The organism is Roseivirga sp. BDSF3-8 (assembly GCF_041449215.1).
Taxonomy (GTDB): domain Bacteria; phylum Bacteroidota; class Bacteroidia; order Cytophagales; family Cyclobacteriaceae; genus JBGNFV01.
In genome coordinates this window covers 26,885-47,044 of the sequence record NZ_JBGNFV010000004.1, presented here as the reverse complement: position 1 = coordinate 47,044, position 20,160 = coordinate 26,885, and the positions used below count along the sequence as shown (strand labels likewise).

Below are 20,160 nucleotides of genomic sequence, written 5' to 3'. Positions count from 1 at the left end.
CCACCGCGGCCACCTTTCCCTAAGTAGCAGGGTGCTTCATTAAACTTTAGCGGGGGAAAGGAATTTTGCGGGCAAAGGTGCGATTTACTTTCCCCGGAGGGTAGGCTGCGTGCCTATGGCACTTGGGGTTAATTGGGTTTTGTTGGGCTACAAAGCCTGCGTCCCGATGGGACTGGCCTAGTTAGGGATTAGCTAATGAAGGCGTTGAATAGAATATACTCTGGGGTATAGATGAGACAGTGGTAAGGCTCCCTTTCCGGCCGCGAGTTGACTTTATAGGGAAGGCAACTATTGCTCTTCGAAGTTACTTGCTTGGGCACGTATGCGCACCACCGCGGCCACCTTTCCCTACATAGAGTTGCGCTTCGTTTAACTTCAGCGGGGGAAAGGAATTTTGGGGGCTGGGGTGGAAATAAGTGCTCTATGGGCTTATCAGGGTTATCTGAATGTTGGCTATAGCATGGCATAGAATTTCCCAAAAAGGTCTCCCCTATCATTATCCATTCGTTACCATTACACAACAAAGATAACACTGTCATAGCCTGCAATTCACCTTCCTAAGGTATGGGTGGCGTATTTTCGCTGCAAATTTTAACATACATATTCGACCCTATGATGAAGACCTTTACCACTATTTCAGGTGTGCTGCTGACGGTGATATGCCTGTCGCTGGCGCACCTGGCAGAAGCCACTACGGACAAGTACCGTGTGATGTGGCGCACGGACCCGGCCAGGAGCATGGTGATCGGGTGGAACCAGGCGAGCGGAAGCAACCCTGTGGTATACTATGGCACAGCCGATGAGGGCACTACCTATAGCGCTTACCCCAATAGTGCCACTCCGGACCGGGTGGTGAGCTACAAGGGCATGAACAACCACTTTGTGCGCCTGACGGGGCTGCAGCCTAATACGGCTTACTACTTCGTGATCCGTGACAGCCAGGGCACGAGCCGCAGGCTATGGTTTAAAACGGCTCCTGACTCCCCTACGGAGCGGCTTTCGTTTATTGCAGGTGGTGACAGCCGGAACAACCGTACGCCCCGGATCAATGCGAATAAGCTGGTGGCTAAGCTAAGGCCGCATGCGGTACTATTTGGCGGTGATATGACGGACAATGGCTATGACTCGCAGTGGCAGGGCTGGTTTGATGACTGGCAGTACAGCATCGGCAGTGATGGCCGCATCATCCCATTTGTAGCTACACGGGGTAACCATGAGAGCAGTAATACTATGTTGGTGAACCTGTTTGATGTGCCGAACAGTAATGTATACTATGCCCTGACTTTTGGCGGCGGCCTTGTACGCTCTTATACGCTCAATACTGAGATAAGCACAGGGGGTGACCAAACTACGTGGCTGGCAAACGATCTGGCGGCTAACGGGAACGTGACGTGGAAAATGGCGCAGTACCACAAGCCGATGCGTCCGCATGTAAGCGGCAAGTCTGAAGGAAACGGCCAGTACAGTAACTGGGCGGGGCTGTTTTACCAGCATAAGGTAAAGCTGGTAGTGGAGTGTGACGCACATACGGTAAAAACGACGTGGCCGGTTCGTCCCTATACGGGATCAGGTAGCGATGAGGGCTTTATCCGTGACGATGCAAACGGCACAGTGTATGCAGGTGAAGGCTGCTGGGGAGCCCCACTGCGCACGAATGATGATAACAAGGCATGGACGCGTAACAGCGGTCGGTTTAACCAGTTCAAGTGGATCTTTGTAGATGAGGATAAGATTGAGCTGCGTACCATCAGGGTGGATAACGCGGATCAGGTAGGTACGGTGAGTGATAATAATATCTTTGCCACACCGGCTAACCTGGACATATGGAACCCGAGCAACGGCGCGGTGGTCACGATACTGAATGAAGGCACGACGGCTCCTCCTACAGGGGACAGCGATGCGGGTACGGTAAGCGTACGCGTTAGCAGCAGTATGGACGATGTGGAAGAGGCAGCGTCCGGAACGATCTACACGAACAGTTCGGACCTGGAACTGGTGTATGACAGCCATCAGTCTGCCGGAAACCAGACGGTGGGCATGCGATTTACGGGTGTGAATGTACCCTCGGGGGCCACTGTAACAAGGGCTTACCTGCAGTTCACTACGGATGAAAGCACGACGGGCAGCACGTCGCTGACGATTCGGGGAGAGGATGTGAACAATTCTTCTGCCTTTTCTACTTCAAGCTACAATGTTTCATCGCGGAGCAAGACTTCTGCCTCTGTAGCGTGGTCCCCGGCGGGCTGGAGTTCGGTGGGCGAGTCAGGGTCTGCGCAGCGTACCCCTGAGCTGAAAAGCATCATACAGGAGATCGTGAACCGTAGCGGCTGGAGCAGTGGAAACGCTATGAGCCTAATGATCACAGGAAGTGGCAAACGCACAGCGGAGTCATACGATGGCTCTGCTTCTTCGGCTCCTTTGCTGTATATTGAATATACACAGGATGAAACGGTGGCTACCAACGGTACGGTGGATGTGCGAATAGCGTCGGGCAACGATGATGTGGAGGAAAACCAGAACGGGGGGATGTATATGAACAGCTCTGACATAGAACTGGTATATGATGGCAGTACGCGTGGCAACCAGTCTGTTGGCCTGCGCTTTACCGGGCATAATATCCCGGCCGGGGCCACGATAACACGGGCGTACATCCGGTTTACTACGGATGAAAGCACATCCGGCGGCAGCAGCCTTACCATCCATGGAGAAGACAGGGGTAGCGCTGCAGCCTTTACCACGAGCAGCTACAATGTAAGCAGCCGGACGAAGACAAGCGCTTCGGTAAGCTGGTCGCCCTCAGCATGGAGCTCTGTGGGCGCAAGCAGCAGTACGCAGCAGACGCCGGAGCTAAAGCAGATAGTACAGGAGATTGTGAACCGGGATGACTATAATGCCTCAGGGGCGATGGCTTTCATGGTCACCGGTAGCGGACGCCGGACGGCTGAGGCTTATGATGGCTCTTCCTCGCGTGCTGCCTTGCTACATGTGGAGTATACGGTAGCTGGTCAGCGCCTGGCTGAGCCGGTGGTGGATCTGCCTGTTTCTATTGCCGAACTCTCGCTTGACAAAGGCGAACTGATGGCTTTTCCTAATCCTTTTGATGAGTCTTTGACAATTGACTTGCAGGGAAGTGGTATAGAGGGGCAGGGAACGCTGTACCTCATCTCTGTTAATGGCCACCGGGTAGCGGCTACACCTTATGCTGCTAGGGAAGGTATGATTAGTATAAAAACCAGCCATCTGCAAAATGGTATATACTTTGTGCGGATAGAGCAGGAAAACGGCCGGGTAGTACAAGGCAGGTATGTGAAAAGATAAGTCACACACCTGATAAGCCTTTCCCATCAAATGCAAAAGCCCTCTGCTATCCGGCAGGGGGCTTTTGTGCTTTGGGGCTCTGAGAGGGTAAAAAGAAAAGGCTCCCCGCTCTGTGGCAGGAGGCCTTTTATCCGTTTAAAGTGTCTGCTTACTATTCTATAATAAGTTTGTTCTTATACAAACCGGAAGGGGTTTTTATTACTACCATATAGATTCCGGCTTCGAGCGCCCCTACCTGGTCTGCCTGTAGCTGGTAGCTTGTCATGCCAGGCAATAGTGATATTCTCTCACTCAATACCTTTCTGCCCATCGCATCCATCAGCATGACCTGGCCATTACCTGCCACGGTGGCTGGTATACTTACGGTGACCTGGTCAGTAGCGGGGTTGGGGTGTAAGGTAACCTCTTGGGACAGCGGCAGTTCTTCCTTGACTTTATTGGGGCCATCGTTCTGCGCCACACGGTAGCGGCAGTCTCCTTCACAGCCTCGCAGATATGTCAGGTCAATAGGAATGGTCTTTACCATTACGATCTCATCATCAGAGTTAATGGTAGGGCTATTGATCTTAAAGGTAATCTTATACGAAATACCATCGGGCTCATCATAGTAGCCGATCTGGTAAGACTTGGTTTTGAAGGTGCTCCAGGGCAGGTAGTCGAAGCCTTCTTTGTTATCCCACACGTAGGCTGCTTCCATGCTTACAATGCTCATGCCGATATCGTTATTGAAATCGTAAGGCATCACCTGCTGATGCATCTCCAGCACGCCGTGGCTGTTGTAGCAGGTGAGGTTACCGTAGTACCAGTCCTCACGGCACTCTTCTACCTGCGTCACTTGTATGCGTGGCGGAAACAACGCGCTAAAAACACCCCAGTCAATAGCCTGCACTGTACTGTACTTATCGGGCGCCTGGTTACCCGGTGAAAGCTTGAAATCGGCATTGAGGAGAGGAACGGTGGTGGTAATTTTTCCGGAAAGATCCATCTCCCCAAGGAAGCTAATCGGCTCGCGGGGAGCAGGTGTGCTTTTGCCCCCAATAAAAGATGAGATGAGCCCCACCACACCACCAACGACGGGCAAAGCGGTAGATACACCTGCTGACATAACATTCAGAAGGGGCTGCCCCCACCAGGTATCATCTTTATGCTTGGTTCCGGCCTTTTCCATATCACTACGGAAGTTTTCCACGCCTTTGTAGTATTTGTGTCCTTTTTCAAGGGCACCAATGACAGACTCACCCACATCTTTGCCATTACCTACCGTGGACTCTTTAAGCTGTTGTTCGAGGCTTATTGAGCCATTCAGGGATACCTGTGATTCATCCACACCGTGTACCTCGAGGTGCAGGATGGTATTGCCAAAGCTCATATTATCCCTGTATCCGAACATGACAAAGTCGAGGTAGAACCAATTGTTGTAGGCGGCTCCTTCGCCCAGGTATACTTCTGTCTGGGTATCGTTAAAGTCCCAGCCAAATACCTTATCCTTGGCGGTATGGGTAAACAGTGGATACTTATCTGAATCGTTACGGAAGGACAACTCCCCTTTAAAGAAAGTATGGGAGATATTGGTGGCATTATAGATCATGAATCGCAGGGTGCCACGGTACTTATTATATAATACAAAGAAGGGTAAGGCAGGGGCATCGGTGGGGGTACCGAAGTCCTTCCAGGCCAGGACCCAACCATCCTCGGGGTGCATGTCCTTATCAGCTGCCAGTTCGTTTCCACTGGTCCAGAAGGGTACATAGCGGTTATTAATTTGGGTGACGGTAGACCCGTTTGGCGAGTAATACATGGTTACGGGACTGCTAACCGTCCAGTCCCAGTTGGGATCAAGGTTTGGGTCACCGGGTGCCTGGTAGCGTTGCAGCTCCATGGCCTTTTGCCCGAGTACAGTACCGACTGTCATAGTCAGTAAGATAAACAGGTAAATCTTTCTCATCTGGATTAAAGTTTAAATGATTACAGCAAGCTAATTTAACCAAATTAGCAGGGACGAACGGGAGTAGAATACCAGTCATTCATCTATCCAAGGAATAATAGAAATCAAGCGTGAGAGCATGACAGGGAGCTAAAATATTGTTCTAATACCAGTGTGTCAACACCTTATTAGCGCTCACTTATATCAATATAATCAGAATATATATCGGTGTATTAATTAATCATTAATTATAAAACCGGTCGTAACGGTCAATCCAATTAAACCTAATAGCCTTACTTGAAAAATGAAACCTATGAGGCCCGGGGAAGTTAAGGCTGAAATGGATTTGAAAATGAAAGCTTCTGACGTACGTTACTTACTGACTGTGGTACTACTACTAACTGGCACTGCACTGTCTCTTGCCCAAGAGGCTGAGATCCGGCTGCTGCAGACTGACCTCAGCAATTATGAATACCCTTACGAGGTAAAGCATCTCAGGCTTGATGTGCAGGAACAAATGCTGGAAATGGCGTATATGGATGTGCAACCGGATAATTACAATGGGAAAAACGTATTACTGCTTCACGGCAAGAACTTTAACGGGGCTTATTGGGAAACGACTATCGAGGCGCTTACGGCGGAAGGGTTTCGCGTGATTGTGCCGGACCAGATTGGCTTCGGCAAATCTACCAAACCTGAATACTTTCAGTACAGCTTTCATACGCTGGCAATGAATACGAAAAGCCTACTCGATACGCTCGATATTAGCCGTACCACGGTGCTGGGCCATTCTATGGGGGGCATGCTGGCCACCCGCTTTTCCTTAATGTACCCGGACCTAACGGAGAAGCTGGTGCTGGTAAACCCTATTGGCCTGGAAGATTATAAGTTAAAGGTCCCTTACAAGCCGGTAAGCTGGTGGAATGACAATGAGTTGAAGAAGGACTACGAGGCTATCAAGCAGTACCAGAAGGAAAACTACTATGATGGCAACTGGAAGCCGGCCTATAATGAATGGGTAAATATGCTAGCGGGATGGACCTTAAATGATAATTACCCCTTGATCGCATGGAATGCGGCACTTACGTATGATATGATCCTGACGCAGCCGGTGGTGTATGAGTTTGGAGAGCTGACTATGCCCACTCTTCTCATAATTGGCACGCGTGACCGGACGGCTCTGGGCAAACCCCTGGTAAGTGAAGAGGTGCGGGCTACTATGGGGCTATACGATGAACTCGGCGAACAGACTAAGGAAAAAATACCCGATGCGCAACTGGTGGAGTTGGAGGGCATCGGGCATCTTCCGCATATAGAAGCATTTGACCGGTTTATAGGTCCTTTAGTCGATTTTCTGAAGGAATAGGCTCTGCCGGGTTGTTCAGGGGCTCTGTCTCCTCCTCACCAAGTAGCAGGTCTTTGTATTTATTATACAGGAAGGAGCTGATAAGGAGCAGGACTCCCAAGCTCACGAATACGATGGTGCGCGAAACGGTATTGAGGCTTTCCAGGTCATAGACAAATACCTTGAATAGTGTGACCCCAAACAATGTAAACGCACTTATGCGCAGGTACTTGCGGTTTTGCTTCATGCCTATTATGATGAGGAACAAAGCATAGCAGCCCCACAGGATGCTGAGTGCCAGCTTATAGTTTGCGTCATACCCGGCCAGATCCATCCAGTGAATAAGTTCGCTGCTGAGTGTCCAAAGCACCATGAGGTGTATGCTAAGGATAAAGAACCGGGGGAGGTGTGAAGTCTTACTGAATTGCAATAATTGTTTTCTTGCCATGATAGTACTCCCTGCCATGATGGCCATGATGAGGTACCGGCCGTAAATGGGAAAATAAGGGGGCATGATGGTAATCGGGGGAAGCCCTCTCTGGAAATGGTCCCGAAGTTCACCAAGACTATAAAGTACCATGAGGACAAATAGACCTGCGGTGATGTAGTGCAAAACGATGGTGACGGAGGACAAGGCCCTTTTGCGCAATTTAGTGAGATTTAGAAAGGCCAGCAGCGCAATAAATACGACACTATAAGCAAACTGCAGGATCAGACTGTAAAGATAAGGATCATGCACTTTGCCATAGGGGCTGGCATCGTCCATGCCATCGGCAGCAATGAGGGCCTGTGCATATGCCTGGCTTATGGCATTGGCTATCTCAAGCCGGAACATATTATATACGGTAACGATCAGTAATACGCTGAGAAATACACCCAGGGGTTCTGCCAGCTCACGTAACTTATTACTGCCATATAGGGTACACTTTTGCGACAGAAAAACAGCGGTGCCTGAGGCTAAGGCAAATATAAGTGTGCTGAAAAAGTAGATATTAAAAATGGGGGTGATATAGCCTTCCTGGTTATAGAAGCTAAACTGATCATAACCTGCTCTCCAGTCCAGCAAGAGGCTGGCAAAGGCGATAATAAGGAGGGGGTAGGCAAACATTTCATAGAATCCGGCCTTACGGATGCGGCCTATAGCAAACAGCACAGCGCCCTCCAGGGACCATAGCAGGGTTACGGTGGTGCCATCCAGTTGTATAGGAATAGCGATAGTGATGAAGGTGCCGGCAAGCCCGGCGGCAAAGTAAAATACTTTTTGATCCACCCGCTGGCGGAAGATGATTATGGCTGCAAGTAAGTGAACGAATGCATTGCCCAGGGTAAAAAGACCCAGGTATGGTTCAGCCGGGGTGTAATTGCTTATAAGCAGGTTACTGATCATGTAATAGATCAGGCTGTTACCTAGTAGGAGGAATACATCTTCAAGTAAAAACTCTTTTTTCCTTGTGACTTTATACACCAGAAACATGGCATAAAAGGTAAGGAAGGTAATGGTAAGGAAGGTAAGGGCCAGAGCAAAATGCTCTTCCTGTATGTAACCGTCCAGCAGCCACCCGCTGTATAGCAGCCAGGTAATAAGCAGTGAACTGTAATTGAGGGCTGTCCAGTACTTACGGTAGGCAAGTACGAGTATGCCTACATTGATAATAGCCACGTAGCTGAACAGGACCTCTACGCGGCCGCTGCCATCACTGAGGAGTATCGGGACGGCATAGGCGCCTACCAGGCCTATATGAGCTATGACTTGCTTATTGTAGCTGATGGCGGTGTAAATACCATAGACGGTAAGCAGGAGCATAATACTAAAGGCCAGGCCCTGGGGGATAAGGTCAAAGAAGTTATATGCACTGAAGGTAACGAGGTAGAGGGTGGCGATGCCGCCGCTTACCAGTATAGCACTGTAGTTCTCAAACTTACGCCTGAGCCGGTAGCCGATTGCGATGAGGCCCCCTCCTATCAGGTAGCCTGTGACCATCCGCAAAACGGGGCTGATCAGGTTATGATCAATGGAGTACTTAACTCCGATGGCCACCCCGATAACGGTAATGGCGATGCCTATCTTGCTGATGAGGTTCTGACCTATCCAGCTTTCTATATCGATACGGGGGGTTTTTGCCACTGGCTTTTTCCGCGTCATCCCCGGGGCTGTCTTTCCGGAAGGAGTTGGCACAGGTTGGGGTTTCCGGTCCTGTGCTACAGGGGATACATGGGGTGTAACAGGCTTGGCAGCAGACTCAGGGCCGGACTCTTCAGGTGAGGACTGCTCCTTGTGTAAGGGGGCAGGGGCATCCTCTGCTTTCATTGATCTTACTTCAGAACGAACGTTCATGATCTCGGCGAGAAGGTCGTTCTGTTTATCAAGCAGGTAATCCAGCCGCTTCATCAGCGCGCTATACTTATCATGTTCGTGGCTCATACGTTCGTTCCCTTTTTAGAGAAGCAGCTACGCCTGCCCGGGGAGGGATGGGCGCAGACTGCAAATGGCAATATAGGGAATGAAACGCTTAGAACATGTATTGCTGTACTTTATGGGGTATTATTTAGCTTTTAAAAAGCCACAAACCCTACCTTAGTTACCTAACCGGATAGCGGGGAATGGCGGCGGGAAGGCGGCTTATCATTTCATTATTCAGAAGATTAGAGGTATCGGAAAAGCTGCTTACTGTGATGGAGTTATTTCCCTGGCGACCGATAAGGACAACTTCCTCGCCTGGCTCCACTCCTTTGATATGGGTGATATCGACCATAAAAAGGTTCATGTTCACGAGGCCTACGATGGGTGCTTTTTTGCCTTTAATAAGTACATGGCCGCGGTTAGATAGTCCACGTGCGTAGCCATTGCAGTACCCGAGGGGAATCACGGCCACCTCCATATCGCGGAGGGCCTGGTAGCTGGTGCCATATCCGATAAACTCGCCCTTTTTCACGTGTTTGATTGCCATCACGTCTGTTTTCCAGGAAATTACCCTGCGCATAGGATTATCCTTTCCTTTGTCTACATCCTGCAGGTGCATGAAATATATGTCCGGACTGGGCCAGAAACCATACTGGGCGACGCCAACCCGTACCATGTCATACACTGTATCGGGCATAGCGAGTGCCGCTGCACTGCATGCAAGGTGCCGGTATTTGGGAGTGATGCCTTTGGCTTTACCGAGTTTCAGAAACTCTTTAAAGCGCTGCTTTTGCTGGTCGATCTTAAACTGGTTAGAAAGGCTTTCCGCCCCGCCGAGGTGACTGCATATGCCGTAGCAATGCAGGTGATCTTTATTCTTTTTGACCAAGGTAAGGCACTTGTTAAACTCTGCCTCGAGCATACCCGTACGATTGGTGCCTGTCTCTGCTTCCAGATGCACTTTTGCCGGGGTATTGAGTTCTTTAGCCACTTTTAGTGCTGCCTCCAGCCGTTCAAAATCAAATACGTAAAACTCGATACCATTCTCTATGGCCCAGGAGAGGTCTTCTCCGTATAGAATACCCATGATCATGATATCGGATTTTTTGGTTCGGGAGTGCAGTACCTCTTCGGCTTCATGCGCGGAAGCGGTGCTGAAGTGTCTAACCCCGGCTTTTTCGGCCATGGGTACGAATGTTTCTATCCCATGACCGTAAGCATTGGCTTTAACAACAGATGATATAACCGGCCCTTCCCCTACCTTTTTACGGATAAAACCAAAATTGGCCTTTATTGCGGCCTGACTTAATTCTATTCGGCTGGAGTGCCTTACTATTCTGTTCATAGTGCCCAATTATAGCTTTTACCCCAGCTTTCCCGGGATAGCTTCTCTACTTTGTTTATAAGTTTTTTACGTACCTCGTCATCTTCAATAGCTTCGTAGGCAATGCTATTGTAATGAAAAGCGTATACTCTGGCTAAAAACTGCTCGAAAGGAAGGGATGATTCACCTGGCTGCTCACCGAAGCCAAATACGGTAGGTTTTATGCCCTGTCCCCAGTTTTGCCGCCCTTCGTTATTAGGATTGAGAAAGTACACTCTTACCCCTCCGTTTTCAAATTTTGATACACGCAACATGCTTACTGCGTGAAAACCTAATAGCTTGCCCCCGGAGGAGGTGATAAATATGCCTACCGGGTTAGGATAAAGCATGTCGTGGCCGCCATTATAGTCCGGGTGAAAGGAATTATAGAATATCCGTACAAATTCAGGATAGTCTTTTATGGTCTGTGTGAGGGGGTCGAGCACGCCCTTAAAACCTGTGTGAATCCACTGGCCGTATAGGGCGGGATTTACAAACTTATGCGGGTCCTCCCCTCTGAGGACGGCCATGCGCATCATTTCATTATATACCTTATCAAGGTGCGGAACGAGCACGATGCTGACAGGATCCAGATTCAGGTCTATTTCCCCTACAAGCCCCTCTCCGAGGCTGGCGGAGCGGAGTAATTTGCCCTCGAACATGTACTCCAGGTTATTATGCTCTGCCACGGTCAGGATCATGTTCAGCAGTTTGCCCGGCGCATGACGGCTCCACATGCTGATACCTCTAGCTGCCTGACAGGTGGGGTTATTTCCCTGGCCCACGCCCAACGGCTGTCCTAATATTCTGAACACAGCTGCAATGATTAGCTTTCGGCTGTTTATCTTCTTCTCTCCATGGCGGCTCCTGAGGAGGATCTTATCCACTTCAGGGTGGACTTTGAGAGAAAAGAGGCGTTGTATACCATTGATCACCGGCTGCCGGCTCAGCAGGCCGTTTTCCAGGGTCAGGGCCAGGCCGAAGATTGCCTGAGCCGTAGGTACATCGATGATATCTCCGAATAATTTGCACACAAACTGGCGGTGCTTTTCAAACTCGGCAGTACCTGTAGCATCCAGCCCGAGGCTAAGGGGAACCAGCGCTGGCTTATGCTTTGCCGCATATTCCAAGAATACGGCATGGTGTGGGTTTCCCAGGCCGGTCTCGCGCAGGCAGTAGGCAAAATCACGTGCCATAGCCTCCAGCTTATCATCAGCCAGGGTGCTCAATACCTGCTCAAACTCTTCGTAACTCTCGGGGAGGTCGAAACCTGAAACGGGGTGATAGACAGCACGGATGAATAGACCAAGCTTTTCATCCTGCTGCATCTCTTTAGAGTCCGGCATGCGATCATGGATCAGGCGGATCAGATCACGAATAGGCCGGGTGACTACGGGCCGCTGAGCGGCCATAAGTTTCAGCTCTTCTGTGAGCATCGGTAACAAGCCTGTCAGGCTTATTTTCTGAAGAATAAAGTTAAACAGGTTACGAATACGTAAAATACTCGCATCCCCTATGGCCATTCGTGTTTCTTCGGAAAAATCCTGAAAAACCAGGTCTATAGACTGCACCAGGGCGTGTTCCACAAAGTCGAGAGCGTCATCGTCACCCTCAGACGCCCACTTAAGCATTCGCAACTCATTGAGAAGTTCCATGCTGAGGTTTGGCTCCCCTGACTTAAGGGTACCCGGCACCAGGGCCGGGTTAAGCTTATCCTTATCCTCCCAGGGGGAGTTGAGAAAAAAACCTGCCTTTATGACCTCATCTATGTGATCATATAAAAAAGAAAGTCCCTGCTCAGTAGCAGCCAGTGCAGATACCTGGCCGAGTATTTTAGTAATGTACTGCTGCCTGGCGGCAGGAAGTCCTTTTTTCAGGTTTTCAACATTTTTAAGAAAGGCATCGTGTAGCGCCACACCTTCTAGTGCTTGTGTCATGTATGTGTTTTACTCTTTAAGAGCTGGTATTATTTTTAAACGTAGAAAGGCACGTCCTGATAGTGCGTTAACATTTCCTTCATACGGCCGGGGTCGTCACCCTGCAGGAATACTGTCCCGTAGTGATTACCGAATCCTTCTCTGTCGCCGATCTTCTGCTCACTGAGTAAAGGTACCAGTGTATGCTCCTCAAAGTATGGGTCTTCCGTAAGCTCTTCGGGTACAGCCAGTTTCGTAATATGGCCTTTACCAGGGTGCACCATCAGTGCGCCATTGTAGTGTACGAAAGCCTCTTCATTTTCAGGGAAGATCGCGTCCAATTCCTCATCCGTCGTTTTAGGGTCATGGCAAAGCACAAAGGCCGCGAGTGCATCAAAATTATAGGCTTTGCCAAGTATTTCCAAAATATGTCCGCCGGGAATACGGCAGGCTACTTCGCCAAAAGAGATCTCGTCATTTTCGTTTATGAAGAACTCGGGGTGGATCATACCGTATTCAATACCGAATACCTTTACGAGTTTTTCGATCTCTTTGGTAATGGCAGGACGCTTAGCCTTGAGTTCAGGCCCGCATGGAATAAAGTTACTATAGCCCAGCTTCACATATTCAGTGATGTTAAGGAAACGTACTTTTCCATTATGGATAAAGGCCTCGCAGCTAAACTCCTGGCCTCTCAGGTGACTTTCCACCAGGCTGGGGAAGTCTTTTCTGTTGTCCAGTTTCTTATCAATGTCCTCTTTGGTGCGAAGCAGTTTATGGCCTACTGTGCCGGCGGCATCAAAAGGCTTCAGGTGGACCCAGGCATCGCTTTCGCCGTTGAGTACCAGCTCTGCCTCATTCAGACGCTTCATGAATTCCTCTACCTGCTCTTTGTTGAATACTTCTTCGAAGTAGCCTACACGCAGACCACCCAGCAGTGCTTTACGCTTCATCATGGCTTTATTCCGGAAAAGGAAGGCACGGTTGAGTACGCGGGGGTCATTGCGGAAGATGGAATTAAGCGCACCGGCCCATTCCACTGTTTCTTCGAATAGAGGTACTGCTACCGTCGCATTATGTGCCTGAAGTTTTTCAGCCAGTACAAGAGAGTTAGACTCGTCATTCCACTTATCAAAAGCCCAGGATACAAAAGGAATGTTGTTTTCTTTGGCATATGGTTCGAAGTCAGGAAAGGATACAACAACGAATGGCTTGCCCAATTTCTGAAGGCTTTCAATTACCGGCAGGCTCCACCCCATCAGGGCAAAGCAGGTTTGTGAGTTGGTCATGTTGGATTTTCTGTTTCTGAAAATTTTTAATAGTGACAGTACAACAACCAGTAAAATGGATATGTATCGCATGGGTGTTGTTCTTGTCTGGTTAAAACTTAAAAAAAATGAGTCGGCGCGACAGCATAAAACGGACTCAATCTTAATAAGACAAACAGCAATACCATAGCAGTGTTTAGAATTTATTGGGTATACCCGTTTGTCCTGACAGGGTTCAGAGTACATTTTTTATGGCAAGGAAAAAAATTAAATCTCCTGTATTTCCATTCTATTTATTCAGGAGTTTACGGGCCTGGTAAGTTATCGAATGAAATAAGGAGATAACAGGATGAAAAGCTTTGCCGTATTTTGCCGATCTCAGTGGTATGAGCTACAAGAATATATTAGCGCAGATTAATGGCTGCACATTTTGTGAGCCCCACCTTTCACACAAAGCAAGGCCTGTGGTAACGGCCCATGCCCATAGCCGCATTGTAGTCATAGGCCAGGCACCTGGTCGCAAAGTGCACGAATCCGGCATACCGTGGGACGATAAAAGCGGGGACAGGCTGCGGGAATGGATGGGGCTGGACAAGGAGGCATTTTACGACACAAAAAACCTGGCCATTATACCGATGGGATTCTGCTACCCGGGTACAGGCAAGTCGGGCGATCTGCCTCCCAGAAGGGAGTGCGCGCCGCTGTGGCACGGCCCTCTTCTGGAATCTCTTGAACGGGTGCAGCTTACGCTGCTGATAGGTGCTTATGCCCAGCGGTATTATCTACGGGCTAATCCTCATAAGAGCTTAACTGAAACGGTACGCTCCTTCAGGGATTTTCTCCCTGATACGATTGTACTTCCTCATCCTTCACCAAGAAATAACATCTGGATGAAAAGAAACCCGTGGTTTGGCCGGGAGCTACTGCCTGTACTTAAAGAATATGTCCGGGATATATTACCCTGATTTGAGGGGAGGATTCCCTCTCCGGCCGGGAAATAACTCTTGAGGAAAAGTAACTGCAACTCTTCGATATGGCTTCCCTTGAGTACGTATGCTTACCTCCGCGGCTACCTTTCCCTAAGTAGCATGGTGCTTCATTCAGCTTAACCTGGGGAAAGGAATTTTGTGAGCAGGGGTTCGAATACGCTGTCAGCCTATTAGGATTATCCGCGCGTTGGCTTTAGCTGGCAGGCTAAGGGTAGGGTGCTCTTTCCGACCGCGGGTTAACTTTTGAGGAGAAGTAACTACACCTCTCCGATTAGGCTTTCTTTGGTACATGTGCTTACCAGCGCGGCCACCTTTCCCTAAGTAGCGTGGTGCTTCATTCAGCTTAACCTGGGGAAAGGCATTTGGGGGTCGGGATGGAGAGGTACATAAACTTCATAATATACAATTAGTATGCAGCACCTAAAGTAGGTAACCAAGCTAAACGATAGGCGAAGGAGGGGCCTTCTCTACACGGTTTAAAGACGGTTTAGAAGCGGTTCAGCATTGGGTTGGTGATTGGGAAAAAACACGATAAGATTTACAAGGGAAGGAATAAATGACTTATTGTAATAATACAACTTATGGATAAGTATTCAAACTGATTCTTGCAGCATATTTCTATGCTTTAAATTACAGGCTGAGGGCTATGCCGCATCTAGCATAGAATAGGGTTGAGTGAGGCCATTTATACTGAAGGCAGGGTGTAATTCTCTCTCAATTTTATCAATTCGCTCACCATCAGAGGCATACGATCCGAATGGGTCTACCTGACTGGCGTGGTCAGCGCATGAGATGAATATAATTAATGCAACAAAAGGAAGGTGGGGTTTAAACATACCTTATTTTTTATAAAAACCACTCACCGCCAAATACACGGCAAATTTAATAACTACTGATTTACAGTAGGTTAATTGTTTTTTAAGGCTATTAATTGTTCACTCATGAATAGTTGGCGCCCGATATTACAACTAATTTAATTAAACATTTTAAATAAATACCATTTTAAAATTTTTTCACGCCTTTTCTGTTTGAGGTATCGAATGAAACTCTTCCAACTAACTATCAGAAAAAAATAGTAGTGGAATATTTATGATTCATGTAACTGAGCCTAAGCCACATCAGCACAAAAATGTATTTTTTAATTCAACAATTAAGCAAAATAACAAAGCATTTACGACATAAATCCTGGTATAATTTACAAAATGAATAATCTCACTTTATTTCTTATAACTTACATTAAGCGAGAATTAAACTTTATATTTTCCAATTTTACATTACATCAACCTTATTAAACCTAAAATATCTGTTTATATTACTAACAGATCATTCTTAGTTAACAGCAAGTAAAGACTTTTATCACTTTTTAATTTTGTATTATGAGTACAGTAGCTTATTTACCTAACCTAAAGGCGTATTCAAAACAGCCCGATCCCTCACAAATCCTACAAGTAGGACTTGGTTTTTGGGCTTCCAAAACGCTTCTTTCTGCCGTTAAACTCGGCCTTTTTGACTATCTAAATGATAAAAAAATAACCGCTCCAGTGATTGGAGGGGCATTAGGTATACATAAGTCCTATTTATACGACTGGTTAGATGCCCTGGCTTCGTGTGGCTTCCTGCACAGGGAAGGAAAAGGGAAAGATGCAGTGTATTTTAATACCGTGGATACCAGGGCTTACCTCACGAAAGACAGCCAGTCATATATTGGCGGGTTCTTAGAAATGGCAAACGACAGGGAGTATCGTTTCTGGGCGGACCTGGAAGAGGGGCTGCAAACCGGCAAACCTCAAAACGAAATCAAATATACCGGCAAAGAGTCTTTTGCTGCGATATATGAGGACAAGGATAGGTTAAAGAACTTTGCCGATGCAATGGGGAGCATACAGGTGGAGAACTTCATGGCACTGGCTGAACAGTATGACTTCAGCCCATATAAAAAAGTAGCGGATATAGGTGGCTCGGGTGGCCTGCTTTCCGCCCTACTGGCCAAAAAGCACGATCATCTTCAACTGACCTCTTTCGATCTGCCGGACCTGGCTCCTATCGTGCAAGAGACTATCGAAAAATATGGTGTAGCTGACCAGGTGTCTATCGCTAAAGGCAACTTCTGGACTGATGACTTCCCTGAGGCTGAAGTGTATACTATGGGTAACCTGCTCAACAGCTTTTCTCTGAAGAATAAAAAACGACTTATCCGTAAAGCTTATAATGGATTGCCGGAGGGCGGTGCGCTGATTGTGGTAGAAATGCTACTTGACAATGACCGAATAGAAAACTCACTCGGTCTGCTTATGTCGCTTAATATGCTAATAGAATCCGATGGCGGATTTAGCTACTCATACGGCCAATTTGAGGAGTGGATATATGAGGCAGGTTTTAAAAGGATCGAATATATGAACCTGACCGGTCCTACCAGTGCGGCTATAGCTTATAAATAAGGTATAAGTAACAGGTGCGAAAATGCGCACCTGTTACATTTCTGTTAAGTTTCCCCCGCTGTCTGTCACGTAGTTGAAAAATCCTCTACATTGATCGCTCAGAAGGGCAACAATGCGGTTTTTAGTACTTTCAATATTTCTCTTCCTAAGCCTCACCGTTTTGGCGGATGATGGCCTTAAGCTGGCTAGCCTGCCTGTTAGCCACCCTAAAAATCTGGCCTTGCTCACAGAGAAGTTCGAGGCTAGCCTGCCCGAACGAACAGACTCTGCCTACCACTACGCCCGGCTCCTGGAAAAATATGCCCGGCAATATAACCTGACTTTTCAGCTAGCCCAAAGTCAGCACTGGCTGGGAAGGGTGTTTTTTGCAGAGGCCGCTTTTAATCAGTCCCTGGATTACCTGCTTAAAGCGGAGAGAATATGGGAGCAGGATAAAAAGGAAAACAGTTACTCGCTGGCCATAAATAGCAATTGGCTGGGACAGGTATACTACTACCTGCGCCAACCCGAAAAGGCCCTGTCCCGCTACCGTACTGCACTAGCCTATTTTACTGCCTCCGGGTCCAATACCCATATTGCCCGAACGTACGGTCACCTGGGCCATTACTACGAGAAAAAGGGGCAGTACGATTCGGCCATTTACTATCAAAAGCAGGCTTTGGGCCTGCTTCAGGACAAATCGGAATGGAAAGCCCGAAGTATTATTCTGGAAAACACCGGAAGTATATACGAAGACCTCATGGCCTACGACACCGCACGCCATTATTTTCAGCAGGCACTGGATCTCACCCTATCCCATGGCGGACCTGCCGAAGCTATACACTTGTATAATAACCTGGGTGATGTGCATTACAAAACCCATCGCTACGATTCAGCTTATTACTACACTGCCAAAGCAACTGATCTGGCCTTTAAGCATCAGGATAAGTATCAGCTTCGTAGCGCTCTTCGGGACTTAGGGCAGTTGCAGGCATCCCTGGGGCAATATCCCGAAGCATATGCCAGCCTTGACAGCTCAGTAGGGTTATATAAAGAGATTTATAGTGAGGAAGGGCTGCGGCAAATGGCCCGGCTGCATACCATATACGAAACAGACCGCAAAAGCCGTGAAATTCAGCTTCTTGAAAAAGATAAGCGAATCCAGCGTCTTATCATGGGCCTTTCCGGGATGGGGTTCGGGGTAGCCCTGCTACTAGGTTTTACAGTGGTAAAAAGGCAACGCCGAAAGTTAAGAGCAAACCGGCACACTATCACTAAAAACAAAGAGCTTTATGAAGCCAGGCAAAAACTCATGGAGGCCGAGCTGGTCAATGCCCACCTGAGCGAAGAGCAACTAAAGACCGAACTGGAGAACCAGCGGCAGGCCCTGACGGCCCATACACTGCACCTTATTCGTAAAAACCACCTGCTGCAGGAGCTAAAGGAAGGGCTACAGCAGGTGCCTACCCGCGATGCGCGTGAGATACGCAAACACCTGAAAAACCTGAACCGGCAGATTGACCAGAGCTTTACCGAAGACAAGGACTGGGAAGACTTTCGCAAAATGTTCGAACAGGTACACCACAGCTTTTTCGATCACCTGCAGCAGCGCTTTCCCGATCTTACCCAGGCGGAACTACGCCTGAGTGCCCTAATCAAGATGCACCTCGGCACCAAAGACACGGCTGCCATGCTCGGTATCAGTCCGGACAGCCTTCGAATAGCCCGCTACAGGCTACGGAAAAAACTCCAACTTGAAAAAGGGCAAAAGCTGGACGCCTTTGTTCAGGGCATCGGGTAGGTCAGCTACCCGGCAGTTTTTCTCCACGGGCAGATAGCTGCGCGATCTTTTCCATTCGCGCCTGCCGTGTTTCCTCCTTCTTAGCCAGCTTGATCCAGCGCAGCACAAATCGCTTACTCGAGTCATTAATATTATGAAAGAAAGTTTCTGCCTCTGGATACTTCTTCAATGCTTTTTGCAGGTCTGTCGGAATGACCAGGTTATCTACATCATTCATAAAATCCCATAAGCCACTCGCTTTAGAGGCTTCAATAGATTTCAGGCCAGCATCATGCATACGTCCCTGTTCCATCAGTTTCGCAGCCCGTTGCTTATAGGTTTTCGCCCAGTGTTCTGACTTACGGGGGGAGATGAACTGCATAGTTCTGTCCTCATCCAGCTTTCGCCGTATGCCATCTATCCACCCGAAACATAGTAGCTCATTCAGTATCTGGCCTGTGGATATATATTTGGCGGGTTTCACTTTCTTGTAAGTCACCAGCCAGACACTGTAATCCTGAGCATAATGCTTACTCAGCCAATCCCGTAATTCACCGGCACTGGTCACCTCAACCTTTTCAAAATTTTCTGTTTTGATCATGAGCCTATATGGTTAAAGCATAGCCTATACCGTAACCTGATAAGGTGCTTTTTGGCGGGTACGAAGAGAAAGAATTGAGTATTTTATTTAGCTAAAGGAATATGGCTTTAATGAATGAGACGAATTTGATCTCATCATGATGAGCCGGGACCCTCTTTCATGGGATTGTAGACCTTTAGCCCCTCAATATGAGCAAAATCCTTTGTATTGCGGGTTACGATATGAAGATTATGCCACAGGCCTGTTGCACCGATTATTGCATCTCCCAGGGACATAGATTTGATCTGTCTTAGCTGAATAGCCAGGTCTATTACAACTTCTGAAACAGGCCACACTTTACTTACTTCAAAGAATAATTCGAAAATTCGCCGGTCTGCAGGAGTTATTCGACTATAACCCAGCACTTCTAGCCTGGTGATGGCTGATACCGAAGGTGAATGCCGGTCAATAAACTCTCTCAGATGGGCATTTTCGGGCAAAGCAGAATAGATAACGATATTACTATCCAGCAGATACCTCTTTTTCTTAGTCACGGAAGGGAAGTTTTCGGTCTTTTCTCATCTCTTTTTGCCAGGTCTCGGGGTCGGGTATGGCATTACCAAGGCTATTCCGGTTAGCAATTTGCTCCAAAAGCTGAGACATTTTGTGGCCATCAGATATGCCTGAAGGAGCAGCCACATAGGCCCCCATACTTTCGGCTACTTTTTGCACTTTCTGCATATCGGCTTCATTATCGAAGTACAAGGTGAGCTTCTTTTTGCCTTTCTTATCTTTCTTTGCCATATCAATATTACGAAATAGCGCTTTCCAAAGTTCTAAATTACTAATTTTATTAGAA

General features: G+C 48.0%; 14 protein-coding genes. 5 read left to right on the top strand and 9 right to left on the bottom strand.

All coding sequences use genetic code 11. From position 1 onward, the window contains the following. Positions 1-612: 612 nt before the first annotated feature. Entirely contained in the window at positions 613-3,318 is a 2,706-nt protein-coding gene (locus AB9P05_RS24860) for a fibronectin type III domain-containing protein (RefSeq protein ID WP_371911610.1), read from the top strand. Positions 3,319-3,469: 151 nt separating this feature from the next. Here AB9P05_RS24860 and AB9P05_RS24855 read toward each other — a convergent pair whose 3' ends face one another. Continuing rightward, a complete protein-coding gene (locus tag AB9P05_RS24855) occupies positions 3,470-5,263 on the bottom strand; it encodes a T9SS type A sorting domain-containing protein (protein ID WP_371911609.1) in 1,794 nt (597 codons plus the stop codon). 292 nt (positions 5,264-5,555) lie between these two features. Here AB9P05_RS24855 and AB9P05_RS24850 point away from each other — a divergent pair, with 292 nt between their 5' ends. Next, a complete protein-coding gene (locus tag AB9P05_RS24850) occupies positions 5,556-6,608 on the top strand; it encodes an alpha/beta fold hydrolase (RefSeq protein ID WP_371911611.1) in 1,053 nt (350 codons plus the stop codon). Here the strand turns inward: AB9P05_RS24850 and AB9P05_RS24845 are convergent. From AB9P05_RS24845 to AB9P05_RS24830, 4 genes are all read right to left on the bottom strand, one after another. After that, a complete protein-coding gene (locus tag AB9P05_RS24845; RefSeq protein ID WP_371911608.1) occupies positions 6,574-9,009 on the bottom strand; it encodes a DUF2339 domain-containing protein in 2,436 nt (811 codons plus the stop codon). The two genes, AB9P05_RS24850 and AB9P05_RS24845, sit on opposite strands and share 35 nt — an antisense overlap. A 157-nt stretch (positions 9,010-9,166) precedes the next feature. Further along, positions 9,167-10,333 (bottom strand): alanine racemase, encoded by a 1,167-nt coding sequence (gene alr / locus AB9P05_RS24840; protein WP_371911607.1) that lies wholly within the window; start codon positions 10,331-10,333, stop codon positions 9,167-9,169. Further along, complete coding sequence (locus tag AB9P05_RS24835; RefSeq protein WP_371911606.1) at positions 10,330-12,288, bottom strand: hypothetical protein; 1,959 nt, start codon at positions 12,286-12,288, stop codon at positions 10,330-10,332. The genes alr and AB9P05_RS24835 overlap by 4 nt, the downstream gene beginning before the upstream one ends. Positions 12,289-12,323: 35 nt before the next feature. Continuing rightward, positions 12,324-13,556, bottom strand: coding sequence for an acetyl-CoA carboxylase biotin carboxylase subunit family protein (locus tag AB9P05_RS24830; RefSeq protein WP_371911605.1), 1,233 nt, complete (start codon positions 13,554-13,556; stop codon positions 12,324-12,326). A 365-nt stretch (positions 13,557-13,921) separates the two neighbouring features. Between AB9P05_RS24830 and AB9P05_RS24825 the strand changes: the two genes are divergently transcribed. After that, positions 13,922-14,500 carry a uracil-DNA glycosylase family protein gene (locus tag AB9P05_RS24825; RefSeq protein WP_371911604.1) on the top strand — a complete coding sequence of 193 codons (579 nt, stop codon included), beginning with the start codon at positions 13,922-13,924 and terminating at the stop codon, positions 14,498-14,500. A 668-nt stretch (positions 14,501-15,168) separates the two neighbouring features. On the opposite strand, the gene AB9P05_RS24820 is transcribed toward AB9P05_RS24825, so the two are convergent. Further along, entirely contained in the window at positions 15,169-15,360 is a 192-nt protein-coding gene (locus AB9P05_RS24820; protein WP_371911603.1) for a hypothetical protein, read from the bottom strand. Between the two features lie 540 nt (positions 15,361-15,900). Between AB9P05_RS24820 and AB9P05_RS24815 the strand changes: the two genes are divergently transcribed. After that, positions 15,901-16,962, top strand: coding sequence for a methyltransferase (locus AB9P05_RS24815; RefSeq protein ID WP_371911602.1), 1,062 nt, complete (start codon positions 15,901-15,903; stop codon positions 16,960-16,962). Positions 16,963-17,074: 112 nt separating this feature from the next. Further along, on the top strand, positions 17,075-18,742 hold the full coding sequence (locus AB9P05_RS24810) for a tetratricopeptide repeat protein (RefSeq protein WP_371911601.1): 1,668 nt from the start codon (positions 17,075-17,077) through the stop codon (positions 18,740-18,742). 1 nt (position 18,743) lies between these two features. Here the strand turns inward: AB9P05_RS24810 and AB9P05_RS24805 are convergent, their stop codons facing one another. From AB9P05_RS24805 to AB9P05_RS24795, 3 genes are all read right to left on the bottom strand, one after another. After that, positions 18,744-19,322 carry a YdeI family protein gene (locus tag AB9P05_RS24805; protein ID WP_371911600.1) on the bottom strand — a complete coding sequence of 193 codons (579 nt, stop codon included), beginning with the start codon at positions 19,320-19,322 and terminating at the stop codon, positions 18,744-18,746. A gap of 134 nt (positions 19,323-19,456) precedes the next feature. Continuing rightward, a complete protein-coding gene (locus AB9P05_RS24800; protein WP_371911599.1) occupies positions 19,457-19,855 on the bottom strand; it encodes a type II toxin-antitoxin system VapC family toxin in 399 nt (132 codons plus the stop codon). After that, positions 19,848-20,105 (bottom strand): hypothetical protein, encoded by a 258-nt coding sequence (locus tag AB9P05_RS24795; protein WP_371911598.1) that lies wholly within the window; start codon positions 20,103-20,105, stop codon positions 19,848-19,850. The genes AB9P05_RS24800 and AB9P05_RS24795 overlap by 8 nt, the downstream gene beginning before the upstream one ends. Positions 20,106-20,160: the final 55 nt, after the last annotated feature.

Coding starts and splice junctions, on each gene's coding strand:
- AB9P05_RS24860 (WP_371911610.1), top strand. CDS start 613: ATGATGAAGACCTTTACCACTATTTCAGGTGTGCTGCTGACGGTGATA.
- AB9P05_RS24855 (WP_371911609.1), bottom strand. CDS start 5,263: ATGAGAAAGATTTACCTGTTTATCTTACTGACTATGACAGTCGGTACT.
- AB9P05_RS24850 (WP_371911611.1), top strand. CDS start 5,556: ATGAGGCCCGGGGAAGTTAAGGCTGAAATGGATTTGAAAATGAAAGCT.
- AB9P05_RS24845 (WP_371911608.1), bottom strand. CDS start 9,009: ATGAGCCACGAACATGATAAGTATAGCGCGCTGATGAAGCGGCTGGAT.
- alr (WP_371911607.1), bottom strand. CDS start 10,333: ATGAACAGAATAGTAAGGCACTCCAGCCGAATAGAATTAAGTCAGGCC.
- AB9P05_RS24835 (WP_371911606.1), bottom strand. CDS start 12,288: ATGACACAAGCACTAGAAGGTGTGGCGCTACACGATGCCTTTCTTAAA.
- AB9P05_RS24830 (WP_371911605.1), bottom strand. CDS start 13,556: ATGACCAACTCACAAACCTGCTTTGCCCTGATGGGGTGGAGCCTGCCG.
- AB9P05_RS24825 (WP_371911604.1), top strand. CDS start 13,922: ATGAGCTACAAGAATATATTAGCGCAGATTAATGGCTGCACATTTTGT.
- AB9P05_RS24820 (WP_371911603.1), bottom strand. CDS start 15,360: ATGTTTAAACCCCACCTTCCTTTTGTTGCATTAATTATATTCATCTCA.
- AB9P05_RS24815 (WP_371911602.1), top strand. CDS start 15,901: ATGAGTACAGTAGCTTATTTACCTAACCTAAAGGCGTATTCAAAACAG.
- AB9P05_RS24810 (WP_371911601.1), top strand. CDS start 17,075: ATGCGGTTTTTAGTACTTTCAATATTTCTCTTCCTAAGCCTCACCGTT.
- AB9P05_RS24805 (WP_371911600.1), bottom strand. CDS start 19,322: ATGATCAAAACAGAAAATTTTGAAAAGGTTGAGGTGACCAGTGCCGGT.
- AB9P05_RS24795 (WP_371911598.1), bottom strand. CDS start 20,105: ATGGCAAAGAAAGATAAGAAAGGCAAAAAGAAGCTCACCTTGTACTTC.